This window comes from Rufibacter sp. LB8 (assembly GCF_014876185.1).
Classification (GTDB): Bacteria; Bacteroidota; Bacteroidia; order Cytophagales; family Hymenobacteraceae; genus Nibribacter.
The window spans coordinates 3,342,225-3,355,333 of the sequence record NZ_JADALJ010000001.1 but is presented as its reverse complement, the minus strand read 5'-3'; the positions used below and the strand labels follow the sequence as shown (position 1 = coordinate 3,355,333).

General features: G+C 50.1%; 12 protein-coding genes. 5 read left to right on the top strand and 7 right to left on the bottom strand.

Annotated elements, in window-relative coordinates; genetic code table 11:
- Positions 1–10: 10 nt before the first annotated feature.
- The 3 genes from IMY23_RS14085 (at position 11) to IMY23_RS14075 (ending at position 1,637) form a co-directional block, all read left to right on the top strand.
- Positions 11–445, top strand: coding sequence for an STAS/SEC14 domain-containing protein (locus tag IMY23_RS14085; RefSeq protein WP_192822702.1), 435 nt, complete (start codon positions 11–13; stop codon positions 443–445).
- Between the two features lie 306 nt (positions 446–751).
- Positions 752–1,180 (top strand): hypothetical protein, encoded by a 429-nt coding sequence (locus tag IMY23_RS14080; RefSeq protein ID WP_192822701.1) that lies wholly within the window; start codon positions 752–754, stop codon positions 1,178–1,180.
- A gap of 43 nt (positions 1,181–1,223) precedes the next feature.
- Positions 1,224–1,637 carry an STAS/SEC14 domain-containing protein gene (locus tag IMY23_RS14075; RefSeq protein WP_192822700.1) on the top strand — a complete coding sequence of 138 codons (414 nt, stop codon included), beginning with the start codon at positions 1,224–1,226 and terminating at the stop codon, positions 1,635–1,637.
- A 194-nt stretch (positions 1,638–1,831) separates the two neighbouring features.
- On the opposite strand, the gene IMY23_RS14070 is transcribed toward IMY23_RS14075, so the two are convergent.
- The 4 genes from IMY23_RS14070 to IMY23_RS14055 are packed head-to-tail and all read right to left on the bottom strand — an operon-like array spanning position 1,832 to position 4,341.
- Entirely contained in the window at positions 1,832–2,494 is a 663-nt protein-coding gene (locus IMY23_RS14070) for a LuxR C-terminal-related transcriptional regulator (protein ID WP_192822699.1), read from the bottom strand.
- Positions 2,481–3,284 carry a sensor histidine kinase gene (locus tag IMY23_RS14065; protein WP_192822698.1) on the bottom strand — a complete coding sequence of 268 codons (804 nt, stop codon included), beginning with the start codon at positions 3,282–3,284 and terminating at the stop codon, positions 2,481–2,483. Before IMY23_RS14065 ends, IMY23_RS14070 begins: the two co-directional genes overlap by 14 nt.
- On the bottom strand, positions 3,245–3,898 hold the full coding sequence (locus tag IMY23_RS14060) for a hypothetical protein (protein ID WP_192822697.1): 654 nt from the start codon (positions 3,896–3,898) through the stop codon (positions 3,245–3,247). Before IMY23_RS14060 ends, IMY23_RS14065 begins: the two co-directional genes overlap by 40 nt.
- Before the next feature lie 5 nt (positions 3,899–3,903).
- Positions 3,904–4,341 (bottom strand): hypothetical protein, encoded by a 438-nt coding sequence (locus IMY23_RS14055; RefSeq protein ID WP_192822696.1) that lies wholly within the window; start codon positions 4,339–4,341, stop codon positions 3,904–3,906.
- A 233-nt stretch (positions 4,342–4,574) separates the two neighbouring features.
- Between IMY23_RS14055 and IMY23_RS14050 the strand changes: the two genes are divergently transcribed.
- On the top strand, positions 4,575–5,378 hold the full coding sequence (locus tag IMY23_RS14050; protein ID WP_192822695.1) for a hypothetical protein: 804 nt from the start codon (positions 4,575–4,577) through the stop codon (positions 5,376–5,378).
- Between the two features lie 89 nt (positions 5,379–5,467).
- On the opposite strand, the gene IMY23_RS14045 is transcribed toward IMY23_RS14050, so the two are convergent.
- Entirely contained in the window at positions 5,468–6,298 is an 831-nt protein-coding gene (locus IMY23_RS14045) for a DUF3298 and DUF4163 domain-containing protein (RefSeq protein ID WP_192822694.1), read from the bottom strand.
- 312 nt (positions 6,299–6,610) lie between these two features.
- On the opposite strand from IMY23_RS14045, the gene IMY23_RS14040 reads away from it, so the two are divergent.
- A complete protein-coding gene (locus IMY23_RS14040) occupies positions 6,611–7,513 on the top strand; it encodes an Abi family protein (RefSeq protein WP_192822693.1) in 903 nt (300 codons plus the stop codon).
- A gap of 1,013 nt (positions 7,514–8,526) precedes the next feature.
- Here the strand turns inward: IMY23_RS14040 and IMY23_RS14035 are convergent.
- A complete protein-coding gene (locus IMY23_RS14035) occupies positions 8,527–10,908 on the bottom strand; it encodes a ribonucleoside-diphosphate reductase subunit alpha (RefSeq protein ID WP_192822692.1) in 2,382 nt (793 codons plus the stop codon).
- 465 nt (positions 10,909–11,373) lie between these two features.
- Complete coding sequence (locus IMY23_RS14030) at positions 11,374–12,333, bottom strand: ribonucleoside-diphosphate reductase small subunit (RefSeq protein WP_192822691.1); 960 nt, start codon at positions 12,331–12,333, stop codon at positions 11,374–11,376.
- Between the last annotated feature and the right edge of the window lie 776 nt (positions 12,334–13,109).

Here is a 13,109-nt window from a genome sequence, read left to right as displayed (position 1 = left end):
CCACAGTGCCATGACTATAACCTACTTTCAGAACCACGGGGTAACCATTACCTATGATGAGCAGCAGCAGCTGGGCATTGCAGAATGGAACGGTTTTCTCAATGGCCAGGAATTCAGGGAAGCCATTACCGCCTGCCTGCAACTCATGGAAGAGCACAAACCCCTGCGGTGGCTGGGCGACAACAGAAAGATGAAGGCCATGCGCCAGGCAGACCAGGAATGGTTTGTGACGGAAATCATGCCCAAGCTGCATGCCAGTTCCCTGCTCCGGAACGCGGTGGTGGTGTCTGAGGATTTTTTCAACAGGGCAGCCGTAGAACAGATGTACAAACGCGCCGCCGGCCTGGGAGATCTGGTCACCAGGGAGTTCCAAACCCGGCTAGACGCGCTGCAGTGGCTGTCAGAAGCGGCCTTGCCCCGGGCCCAGGAGCAACAACAAGGCTAAAACCTTCAACTGTGGTATAAATTGAAGGAGGATTTCAGGTGTCTGGTTTTCAATATTTGAACAAATAGCATCATCTGTCCTGCGCTGTCAGGAGCCTTTAGAAGAGTGACTTTTGGCAGCGGAAATTCAGGCAGAACTATCCATCAGACATTTTATACCACCACCAAAATTTCTTAAACTGCTCGCCAGTTCATAATTTAGCAAACCCTACAGGGGTTCCACGGTTCTGCGGAAGACAGTTCTGCCAACCACGGCCCTTGTGAAAGGGCGTTCCGGCGTTTGCCATACACCTTAGTAATCAGCGCTTTGAAACAGACATATTTCCAGAACCATGTACTTGACCTGTCTTTTAACAAAGAGACCGGCACTGCCTACGCCGTCTGGAATGGTTTTCTTTCCACAGATGAGTTCAGGGAGGCTACCCTTGTCTGTGCCAAGCTTCTGCAGGAGCACCACATACAGTTCTGGCTAGCCGACAACCGCAAGATGAAAGCCATCAAGCAGGCCGACCAGGTTTGGTTCATGGAGCACATCTGGCCTATTATCTTCCGGCACCTCAAACGCATGGCCACGCTGGTCTCTGAAGATGTGTTCAACAAAATGGCGGTGGAGCAGATGATCTCACGGGCAGGCGACCTGGGTAATTTAATGCTCTGTGATTTTGAGGACGAAGCCCTGGCCCTGGCCTGGCTGTCGGCGGCACACGCGGTGGACTCGGCTCCTCAGGTTCTCTAAGCAGCGCCGCATTTACCCCAAAATTTTACAAGAACATACTTTTATGCCCTTAACGCTCCCGCAGGTCTATTTTGAAAGCCCGTGCATTACCATTTGTTTTGATGCCGATGAGCGTTTGGGCATGGCAGTCTGGACCGGGCACGTCAATGGCCAGGAACTGCGCGAGGCGCTGCTGCTCTGCACGCACGTGACAGACCACTACAAACTCACCCGCTGGCTAGCCGACAACCGCAAGATGAAGGCCTTCACCCCAGATGACCAGCAATGGATGGCCGACAACATTGTACCCCACATCATAAACAGTTCCTTGCGCCGCATGGCCACCCTGGTCTCTGAAGACGAAGAACAGGTAGCTGCCCTTGAACAACTGGTGCAGCGGGCCGGCACCCTGCCAGACTTGAGCCTGCGCGATTTCACAGATGAGGAAGAAGCCCGCCAGTGGCTTATGCAAGACTAACTTTTACCAACTACTCGTAAGGCAGGAAAGGGGGGAAAGGCGTTTTCGGGCTCATTTCCAGAAATGAGCCTAAAAACAGAAATGCGCCTGGGTTGAACTAAGCACTGTCAGAACTGTGTCTAAACGGTTGCCGTGAAAACTGTTGAACGGGAAGTCTGAACGACCGGGCTGAGAAAAAACGAAAAGAACTTGCCTTAGCTTGAGGACAACGGAAGCTGCTCCACTAGTTTCTGCTGCATGGCCAGTTTCACCAATTCGGCGGTGTTCTTGACCTTGAGTTTCTGGTGAATGTTGCGGCGGTGCGTCTCTACCGTGAACACAGACAGAAACAGCTTGTCTGCGATCTCGCCGCTGGTAAGGCCCTTGATCACCAGTTGCAACACCTCCACCTCACGCTTAGACAGCTTGTAGGCATTCACGAAATCATCTTTAAACGCTTCTTTCTGGGTGTCTGCCGTGGTGGGCAGGTAGTGTTTGAACTGGTAGGTGCCGCCCACCACTTCTTTAATGGTCTGGATCACGGTGTCGGGCTCCTGGTCTTTGAGCAGGTAGGCGTCAATGCCCAGGGAGATGCAGCTCTTGAGCAGGCCTTCATCGGCGTACATGGTGATCACTATTTTCTTGCAGGCAAGGCCCACCTCATTCATTCTGGCCAGCGTGCTTTCGCCGTTGAACAGGGGCATGTTGAGGTCTATGAGCGCCACCTGGGCTTTCTGGTTCTGCAGGTAGTCAATCATGGACCGGCCATCATTGAAAATAGCTTTCACTTCCAGGTCAGGGTCCTTGTTCAGGATGTTGGCCAGGCCTTGGGCAAACAGTTTGTGGTCATCGGCTATGACAATCTCAATTTTGCTCATGTAACGGTGGGGCAGTGGTGGTCTGCTGACACGGGAATCGAACTTCTACACGGGTGCCGCGCTGGAGCCGGGAAACAATCTCTACCTGGCCCTGTATGACCTCCATGCGTTTGCGCATGTTGGTGAGGCCAGAGCCCGCAGACGCCTGCGCCGGCTCAAAGCCCACGCCGTTGTCTGTGATCTCCAAGATACAGGATTCTTCCCCTTCTGCCAAATGGAAATTCACGGTGACCCAGGTGGCCTGCGCGTGCTTGATGCAGTTGTTGAGACTTTCCTGAAACACCCGAAACACAATGAGCTTGTTTTTGCTGTGCAGCGGGCAGTCAAAGCCGTCATAGAGGAACTCGGTTTTGAGCACGTTGCTTTTCTCCAGCTTGTCCAGTTCCCGTGAAAGCAGCTCGGGCAGGGAGATGTCTTCGGCCCAGTCTGTGTTGAGCGTTTTGGAGAGCCCGCGCACGTCGGCAATGGCCCCGGAGAGCAGGTCTTTGGCGTGGCCCACCTGGTCTGGGTTCTGCGAATCATGCAAGTGCAGTTTTACCAGGGAGAGAATCTGGCCAATGTTGTCATGCAGCTCACGGCCCACGTAGCGCAGGGTTTCTTCCTGTATCTCCAGCTGTGACTCATTGATGGCCCGTTCATAGTCCAGCTTGAGCTGCTGTTTCTCTTTGATGTGCAGCAGCTGCCGTTTCTGGTAAATGAACAGGAAAGACACAATGAAAAAGACCAGCAGCAGCAGAATGGCGGTGCCCGCTAGTAAGACGGTGACAACTTCTGAGGGCGTCTCAAGCATAGCAGCGCAATTCCGAAGATAGTGTAAAGCATGATGTTCATGAGCTGCAGGATAATGGCCACCCGCACCAGCCAGTCTGGGCCCAACCGGTGTAAGTAATGCAGAAACCCGAAGTAAAGCAAGGTGCCCGTAAAATACATGATTAGGCCGGTGCTGGCCCAGAACCGCCAGCTTTTTAACAGGTCTTCCTGGGGCGTCTCAAAGCGGCTCTTGAAATACAGCATGCAGAACAGAATAATGAGCGTGGCCCCCAGCAGAATGGTGTAGTTGTTGAACTGCCGCATGCCCTGCAGCACCGCAAAATTAGCCAAACCCGCCAGCAGGAACAGGCCTATCACATACACCGTGAGTTTTCTGTATTTGGCTGGCAGGCTTTCCAGCAACAGCCACAAATAAAGCGGCACAATGGCCAGGTTATACAGGTTATACACCACCAGGTACTTGATCTTGTACCATCTGGCTGCCAAGGCCACTATCTCTACCCCAGCACTTAAAATCAACGCGAACGCCAACAGCTGCCCCCCGTTCTTTCTGATGGTTTTGAATGTAATGAGGGCATAGAGCGTCACTGAAAACAACAGGCAATAGTAGACTGTCTTTAAAATATCATACATTGAGGCTACAGCTTGTCTACTTTGTGCAGGAAGGAATTGGTGTCATGGTCGCCGCAGTCTGGTGGGCAGAGAGAGCCCCAGTCATAGAGCAGATCGGGGTCTTCGTCTTTGCCCGGGTTTTTGACAAGCGCCACGTAGTCATCATCATTGAGGGCGTCTTGCTTGTTTCTGGTGCCCACCAGCATGAGCGTGTGGTAGTACTTGCCGTCTTTCTCCTGCCGAAGGCCGTAATAGGTCCTGATGCCGTCACATTTCTCCAGTATTTTGGCGTACACCTCGGCGGCCAGGTAACAGGTGCGGGCGTCGTTGGGGTTGTTGCCGTGTTTGGCAATGAGGGCGTGCCGGTGGTTGCGGTAGTCCAGGGCCATCTGGATCAGCTCGCCTTCGGTGATTTCGTGGTCCTCGGTGGCGCCGTGGCCCTGCAGGTTTATGAGTTTAGGCATGGGTGTAGGTTGGTGAGTTCAGGCTAAAATTGCAGGAACGTTTGGAGGAAAGCAATACCTGCTTCATGGTATTCTTGAAAGACAAAACAACCGTTCCTGTTTTTGGCCTCCGTTCTGGAAATGAGCCCCAAAACGCGAATCTGTGCGGCCCAAACATGGAGAAAAAACATGCCCGTGCAACCTTTGCCCCCGTTTTAGAATCCTGTTAAGAGATACCTTATTCCTTTTATCACATGAAACATCTTTTCACGGGTGTGTTGCCTGCCTTCTTGGCCGTAGTTCTCTTGACCGGTTGCCTCCAGGACCCCGATCCCCAACCCCAGAAACCGGGCGCCATCTTGCTCCAGAAAGCCACCACCTCATCTGGCGACAGCCGCGAATTTGTCTACAACAACCAGGGCTGGCTCACTCAGATCAAAGGCACGGGCTACCTGGCGCTCAATGAAAACCAGCAGTCTACCAGCACGCCTATCTTTGACAATTGGGGCCGCCTGGCCTACCTGCAAACCGACGGGCCCGACCTGGACACCGAGAACGCCTATTTCTACACCGCAGACAACAAACTCTACCGCCTGGATGAACTCATCAATGACCAGCTCCAGAGTTACCACACCTTTGCCTATGACGCCCAGAAGCGCCTGGCCACCCGCATCAGTTTTTACCCCGGCCCCGCCGCCAACCCCGCCCTGCGCGAAACCAACAAATACACCTATACTTACAACCCAGAAGGCAACGTTACCGAAATCAAAGTCTACCAGAAACCCGATGCCACCCAGGACTGGCAATTGACCCAGACCAGAACATATGAAAACTATGACACCAAGGTCAGCGTGGCGCACCTCACAGACTTTTTGTTCACGCCCACCATCACGCTGCACAAAAATAACCCCGGCAAAGTGACCACCACCAACGTGGGCGGCTCGGTGCACACGGCTACTTACACCTATGACTACAACGCGCAAAACCTGCCCGTAAAGAAAACCACTTCGCCCAGCACGGGCACCGCCTTCACCACCGAGTACACGTATCTGTTCTAAGAAACAGGCATGCATACTAACCAGGAAGCCATTTTAGGGCTCATTTTTAGAAATGAGCCCCAAAACGGCTTTTCCAGGCAGTGTTGATTTTAAAGAGTTAGCTGGAATTCTGGTTTAAGCAAAGCTTGCAAACGGTCATACGGCAGCAGCAGCTTGGTGGCCCCGAAGGCGTAGGCATTCACTTCATAAGCGTTGTAATACAGCAGCAAGCCTTCTTTGGTGAGCGCCGCGTTCTCCGGGAACGGCAACCTACCCGCCTGCGTGTAAAAGCCCTGCGCCTCCAAAGAGGTGGCCTCCAGTTGGCGTTCCTTCCTGAATTCCTGCTCCACCAGTTCCTTCAGGGCCAGCGTATCTGTCACCATTTCGATGACTTTCAGCGCGTGCCCATCAGGAGAAAACGTTTGCAGCGTGGTCATGGCATAGCCGTGCGCGCCGCCGCTGTAGCCTTCGCTCTTGATCTCCAGGGAAACCAATGCCGATGTTTGGTGAAGCACCTGCGAGTTTACGTTCAGGTACCAGCCCGCCCTGGCGCCGGCGTCTGGGTTCTCCCGCAGAAATTTGGCTTGTTCGGTTAGAAAAACCGCTGCCACTAATTCGGCGGCGTTAGGGTTAGGCTGCAGGTTGGCGTCTGGGTTGTTGGTGAGCTGCAGCCTGAGCAAATAGTCTTGCACGTACCGGTTGATGGAATCTCTGAGCACCGCCGGTTCGCCCTGCGCCACCAGATACTGCAAGGCCACCGTAGCGCATGAATCTCCCTGGCAATTGGCCTGCTGCTTCATCACGCTCCTGGGTTGAAACGTAAGCCCTGCCGAAGTGGCGGTTGGTGGTTCTGCCGTAGTGGTAGGGCTCTCTGACTTAGGCTGGCAGGAAAACACAAGGGCGCTCCCCAGCAGAAGCACCGCCGACTGGAATTTGTTCATGGTACGTTGGTGGCGTGGTCTGCGGTTACTACGGAGAAAGGCCGGTTTTCGTGTGTGGCTGGGGAAGGAATTTTGAGGTTGCCGGGCGTTTTCGGGCTCGTTTCTGGAAATGGGGCCGAAAACGGGGCTAGATGTAAGGTGCCTTTGCCTACTTAGGGTATTTGCAGAATTAAACTTTTAAGAAAGCATTACATGAAACATTTTCTACCTTAAATTTGTATTTAAGGAAAGAAAGTTATTCTTTTGAATCAATAATACCTGCCACGCCTCTGACTTAAGCGCACCCGGGCAGGTTTTTTTTTGCCCTTTCCTATGTCTATTCCTTATAATAAACCACCACTGCATATTGCTGACCAGATTCAGAAGTTGCAATCTCGTGGCTTGAAGATTACAGACAGTATCAAGGCAGATCATTGTCTCTCTACAGTTAGCTACTATCGGTTAAGTGCCTATATGTTGCCTTTCCAGGTGAAGGGGGACAACAATCACACATTTCTACCGGGTACTACCTTTGACCAAGTATTTGATTTATATGTATTTGACCGTGAATTACGTCTAATCATCTTTGATGCCATTGAGAAAATAGAAGTGGCTCTACGGACACAGATTATTTACCAGCTTTCTATTGTACATGGCGCATGGTGGTTTGAAGACCTTGCACTTTTTACCAATACAAGTCATCAAACTCAGAACTTACAGAAGCTTGCGGAGGAAGTGAACCGTTCCCATGAAGTCTTCATTGACCATTACCGTAATAAGTACAGTCAAACACAAAGTCCACCGGCTTGGATGTCTTTGGAAGTGACTACCATGGGACTACTCTCTAAAATTTTTAGGAATTTGAAAATGTCACTAGAGAAGAAGGCCGTTGCTGCTTATTTTGGTTTGAGCCCCTATATATTAGAAAGCTGGATGCAAAGCATTACGTATGTGCGAAACAACTGCGCGCATCATAGTAGACTGTGGAATAGAACTCTAACAATTAAGCCTACTCTACCTAACAAGCCCTTGAAGCCTTGGCTGGCTAACGATGATATTCTTTCACACAAACTCTACGCCTTTCTTAGCTGTTTGCTTTATCTCTTGCAGACCATTGCCCCTGAAAATACTTGTGCTGCAAGAATCAAAGCATTAACTGTTTCTTACCCATTGGTACCGTTGAGCAGAATGGGGTTCCATGAAAATTGGGAGCACGAGGTTTTATGGTCTAAATAGTTTTTGGCTTCATTTTCAGAAATGGGGCTGAAAACGTAAAAGTTTTAGATAAATAAAAAGCCCCAAACATAGTCTGGGGCTTTTATCACTTTAGTTAGGAGTTGAACGTTTGTGTTGTCCTACTTTGATTGTTTTACCGTTTTGTCTTCTTGTGTAAGAAGGAACTGAAACAATCTTTTTGCCACCTTGGGTCTTAGCCATAGCTTTAAAAAGTTAAAGGTTCCTGCGCCTAGCCAGTACTAGGAATTTCTCTTTTTAAAACAAACGCGTATATTCGCAAAGGAAGAGCTAGTAACGCGTCCAGAAAGAGTGGAAGTAATTCCAACACCTACTTTCTGATTAGCTGATTTAAGTGTGCGAAACTTCAATCAACTAATTGTTTCTAGTTTGGCAATCCTCTATCCTAGATGGAGAATTGCCTAGGACTTTGGCCTATTTCTTGGGTAATGCGCAAAACCTGAAGAACTTTTTAGATTTTGGATAAATCTTTTTGCCTTTCACGGTTATGAACCGGCAAAAAACTTCCACATATCCTTCAGGACATCCGCATGTCTGACTTTTGTCTTTCATGTGTTTGTAGTAAGAATTACACAGCTAACATAAAGCCAAAGCTGACTTGGCAAGGCCTCGACATTGCCGAGGCTTTTTCATTATTAATAAGTAATAAAACCAAGATGGAATGATAAGCACGAATCGGCTCGAAGAGAGGGAATAAAAGATTAGGATAAGTGACCTAACCTTTTACCTTTGTATCGTATAATACAAAGCCCCAGATATCGAATAGATTCTGGCTTAACATGTGCAACATTGTTAAGAAACTGGAGAGCCGGTGAGTCCCTGAGAAGATTGCCGGCTTTTCTATTTCTTATTGTTTTAAAATTAATAAAAAAACTTCTTTAATGCTAATTTTTATTTAGCTTTTAATACACTGTCACTAAATTAATTAGCCTTCCATTGTTAAAGTATTGATTTAAGTAAAAAGAAAGGGAGGCGAAATCGCCTCCCTTTCTTTTTTAAGATCCACAAGCCTCGCAGGCATCCGGATTATCCAGGCTACACGCCATGTCGCTTTGGTTCTGCTCTACGTTGCTATACATAGGCGCCAGAGTCTCGGCGGCTTGTTTCTCCACGGTGAACTTGATGGCGTCGGCGGCGGCTTTGGTGCGCAGGTAGTACATACCGGTTTTGAGGCCGCGCTTCCAGCTGTGGAAGTGCATAGACGTCAGCTTCCCGAAGTTCACGTTAGACACGTGCAGGTTCAGGCTTTGGCTTTGGCAGATGTACGCGCCGCGGTCGGCAGACATGTCAATGATGGTACGCTGGCTGATTTCCCACACCGTCTTGTACAGGTCTTTGATGTTCTGCGGAATGTTAGGGATGTTCTGCACCGAACCGTTGGCCGAAATGATGGCGTTCTTCATCTGGTCGTTCCAGAGGTTGAGCGCAATCAGGTCATTGAGCAAGTGCTTGTTCACAATCATGAACTCACCGCTCAGCACACGGCGCACGTAGATGTTAGACGTGTATGGCTCAAACCCTTCGTTGTTCCCCAGAATCTGCGAGGTAGAAGCCGTAGGCATAGGCGCTACCAACAGAGAGTTGCGCACACCGTGCTCCAATACTTCATTGCGCAAGGCTTCCCAGTCCCAACGACCGCTTTCTGGCTTCACGCCCCACATGTCAAACTGGAAGATACCGCGGCTGATAGGTGAGCCTTCATACGTTTCATAGGTGCCTTCTACTTTAGCCAAATCCTTAGAGGCCGTCATAGCCGCGAAGTAGATGGTCTCAAAGATTTCCTTGTTCAGGCGGGCAGCTTCTTCGCTTTCAAACGGCATTCTCAACAACAAGAACGCATCTGCCAAGCCTTGTACACCCAACCCAATAGGGCGGTGGCGCATGTTAGACTTCTTGGCTTCAGGCACCGGATAGTAGTTCACGTCAATTACCTTGTTCAGGTTCTTGGTGACGGTGTAGGTAACCTCGTATAGTTTGTCGTGGTCAAATTTCTTAACCCCGTTTTCTTCTTTGATGTAGCGCGGAAGGGCCAGAGACGCCAGGTTACACACCGCAATCTCGTCTGCGTCTGTGTACTCAATAATCTCCGTACACAGGTTAGAGCTCTTGATGGTGCCTAAGTTCTGCTGGTTAGACTTGCCGTTGGCGTGGTCCTTGAACAGCATGTACGGCGTACCAGTTTCAGTCTGTGCTTCTAGAATTGCGAACCACAGTTCCTGCGCTTTGATGGTTTTGCGGGCCTTGCCTTCTTTCTCGTATTTTTCATACAGACGCTCGAAGTCCTTGCCCCAGGTGTCAGAAAGGCCTGGGCATTCGTTCGGGCACATCAGGCTCCAGTCACCGTTGGCTTCCACGCGCTTCATGAACAAGTCTGGCGTCCAGAGGGCCAGGAACAAATCGCGGGCGCGCATCTCGTCTTTGCCGTGGTTCTTGCGCAGTTCCAGGAAATCAAAGATATCGGCATGCCAAGGCTCCAGGTAAATAGCGAAGGCGCCTTTGCGTTTTCCGCCGCCTTGATCCACGTAACGGGCCGTGTCATTGAACACCTTCAGCATTGGTACAAGTCCGTTAGACGTACCGTTGGTGCCTTTGATGTAAGAACCCGTGGCTCTGATGTTGTGGGCAGCCAAACCAATACCACCCGCACTCTGCGAAATCAAGGCACAGTTTTTAAGCGTGTCATAGATGCCCGGAATGCTGTCTTCCTTCATGGTCAACAGGAAGCAGCTAGACAACTGCGGCTTAGGCGTGCCGGCGTTGAAAAGGGTGGGCGTAGCGTGCGTGAACCACTTCTCAGACATTAAGTTGTAGGTGATAATGGCCGCGTCAATATCCTCTTTGTGAATGCCCACGGCCACGCGCATGAGCATGTGCTGCGGACGCTCCACTACTTTGCCATGCAGGCGCAGCAAGTAAGAACGCTCCAGGGTTTTATACCCGAAGTAGTCATAGTTGTAGTCACGGTCATAGATAATGCTGGAATCCAGCGCCGCCGCGTTTTTCTTGATAATGTCGAAAACCTCTTTGGCGATCAATGACGCATTCTCACCCGTCTTGGGGTCTGTGTAGGTGTAGAGCTGCTTCATGGTGTTGAAGAACGACTTCTGGGTCACCTTGTGCAGACTGGAGATGGCAATACGCGCCGCCAGAATAGCATAGTCTGGGTGCTTGGTGGTCATAGACGCTGCCGTCTCTGCCGCCAGGTTGTCCAGTTCCACCGTGGTCACGCCGTCATAAATGCCGTCAATCACCTTCTTGGCCACCTCAATGGGGCTCACGAAGTTCATGTTCAGGCCGTAGCACAACTTCTCAATGCGGGCCGTGATCTTATCAAACTTGACCGATTCCCGACGGCCATCTCTCTTTACTACTAACATACGCTTCTATCTATATGGGTGATGAATGGGGGGAGCCATTCAAATGCTTTTCCTCCTCCGGCTAAAGCCGAAGGCATTTTCATAGGTTTACTCTGTACGGGTTGCCTGGCCAACTGCCAGACGTTTTCGGCTTCGTTTCTGTTTTTGGCCTCATTTCTGAAAACAAGCCCGAAAACGGGGTTTTATTTCTGCTACTCTTTCGTCCCCTTTGAAGGGGGTAGGGGGATGATTTACTCTTGCTGATCAATCACATTCCCGAGAATCAATCTTGCATTCAAAATAGCCTACGCTTTTATCTTCTTGTAACTGCCTTTATCATCCCGGGCCTTCAAAGGGGGACGAGAAAGAAAATACAGTTAGAAAGTAAATACTCTGTCTTAAACAGAAACCCAACCGGTTGCCGGGCGTTTTTGGCTCCATTTCTGAAAATGAGCCCGAAAACGCCTTGGGCCCATGGGGGGATGCCTAAAAATCTTCGTCTAAAGAGAACACGTTAGAATCGCGGTCGCTCATGACGCCAGATTTCTGGTACTCGGCTACGCGTTTCTCAAAGAAGTTGGTTTTGCCTTGCAGGGAGATCATCTCCATGAAGTCGAAAGGATTGGTGGAATTGTAGATTTTGCTGTAGCCCAAAGACACCAGCAGGCGGTCTGCCACAAACTCAATGTATTGCGCCATCAGTTTCGCGTTCATGCCAATGAGGTCAACGGGCAGCGCACTGGTCACAAATTCCTGCTCAATGCTCACCGCGTCTCTAATGATGCTATGTACGCGCTCCTCAGGCAACTTGTTCTGCAACATGCTGTACAACAGGCACGCGAAATCACAGTGCAATCCTTCGTCGCGGGAGATCAATTCATTGGAGAAGGTAAGGCCCGGCATCAAGCCACGTTTCTTGAGCCAGAACAAAGAGCAGAACGAGCCCGAGAAGAAAATTCCCTCCACGGCGGCAAAGGCAATCAGGCGCTCAGTGAAATTCTCAGAGTTAATCCATTTCAAGGCCCACTCGCCTTTTTTCTTTACGCAGTCAATGGTTTCCAGCGCGTTGAACAGGCGGTCTTTCTCCTGCGGGTCTTTGATGTAGGTGTCAATCAACAGCGAATACGTCTCAGAGTGGATGTTCTCCATCATGATCTGGAAACCGTAGAAGCAGCGCGCCTCGGGTAACTGCACCTCCTGCATGAAGTTGATGGCCAGATTCTCGTTCACAATTCCGTCTGAGGCCGCAAAAAAGGCCAGCACGTGGCTGATGAAATGGCGCTCGCCGTCGTTCAGTTTCTCCCAGTCCTTGTTGTCTTGCGTGAGGTCAATCTCCTCGGCGGTCCAGAAGCTGGCTTCGGCCTGTTTGTACATCTGCCACACGGCATCATTCTGGATGGGGAACAGCACAAAGCGGTTGGGGTTCTCTTGTAATAATGGCTCCATAACTCAACGGTTGATTACTCTTAATTATTAACGATGCATAGGCCAGAAAACGCTGGTTCTGCCGGGGGCCTTAGCAAGCACCTTCTCTAGAGGAAGCAGCTGTGCGGCGGGCTTGAGAATTCAAATATAGGCACAAATATGTAGTTCCCTTGAAAGTGGAGGTTGATTTTATACAAACTTTACCCACGCGTAATCCACATTACAACCTATTGATAGTCAGATTATTAAATATTTATCAAAATTAGAAACCCACAATATAGCAAATCTTATATTGTTAAATTCCACCCCGAAACTCGCCTGTGGCGCTGCTGAGGCAGTTGTCAGCAGCGCCCAATTGTTTGCGGGGTTTCAATATAAAAGATGTTTGCGAGAAGCCTCCATTGCCTGGCCGTGTTTTACGGCCCGTTTCTGAAAATGAGGGCAAAAACGGCCTGGCGCGCAGGTATCCTTTGCGTAACCTGTTTTCTTTCTTTCGCCTGGCCGCCGGCTTTTAGTTCGCAATTAATTCAATGCTTCTTTCTCTGAAAAAAATACGCCGCCAACGCTTGACTTTTTACCTGAAAGCCAGTACGTTTATCTCTCTCAACTGGGGGTTGGCCCGTGCCGTTGGTCTTACAAATTGCCCGTCTTTTTTCTGCCCCGTTCTGGGGGAGCTGTCTTTGTTTTGACTTTTCCACGTGTAACTGCCTGAGCATCAGTAGTGATTTGGTTTATCCACATGATTAATCCACAGCCCGTGGAAATCTGGCAACGCGTTCTAAACCAAGCGGCTAGAG

Bases quoted from the DNA above. Each gene is read 5' to 3' on its own strand.
- IMY23_RS14030 (WP_192822691.1), bottom strand. From the start codon at position 12,333: ATGGAGCCATTATTACAAGAGAACCCCAACCGCTTTGTGCTGTTCCCC.
- IMY23_RS14040 (WP_192822693.1), top strand. From the start codon at position 6,611: ATGTCTATTCCTTATAATAAACCACCACTGCATATTGCTGACCAGATT.
- IMY23_RS14050 (WP_192822695.1), top strand. From the start codon at position 4,575: ATGAAACATCTTTTCACGGGTGTGTTGCCTGCCTTCTTGGCCGTAGTT.
- IMY23_RS14045 (WP_192822694.1), bottom strand. From the start codon at position 6,298: ATGAACAAATTCCAGTCGGCGGTGCTTCTGCTGGGGAGCGCCCTTGTG.
- IMY23_RS14055 (WP_192822696.1), bottom strand. From the start codon at position 4,341: ATGCCTAAACTCATAAACCTGCAGGGCCACGGCGCCACCGAGGACCAC.
- IMY23_RS14060 (WP_192822697.1), bottom strand. From the start codon at position 3,898: ATGTATGATATTTTAAAGACAGTCTACTATTGCCTGTTGTTTTCAGTG.
- IMY23_RS14085 (WP_192822702.1), top strand. From the start codon at position 11: ATGACTATAACCTACTTTCAGAACCACGGGGTAACCATTACCTATGAT.
- IMY23_RS14070 (WP_192822699.1), bottom strand. From the start codon at position 2,494: ATGAGCAAAATTGAGATTGTCATAGCCGATGACCACAAACTGTTTGCC.
- IMY23_RS14035 (WP_192822692.1), bottom strand. From the start codon at position 10,908: ATGTTAGTAGTAAAGAGAGATGGCCGTCGGGAATCGGTCAAGTTTGAT.
- IMY23_RS14075 (WP_192822700.1), top strand. From the start codon at position 1,224: ATGCCCTTAACGCTCCCGCAGGTCTATTTTGAAAGCCCGTGCATTACC.
- IMY23_RS14065 (WP_192822698.1), bottom strand. From the start codon at position 3,284: ATGCTTGAGACGCCCTCAGAAGTTGTCACCGTCTTACTAGCGGGCACC.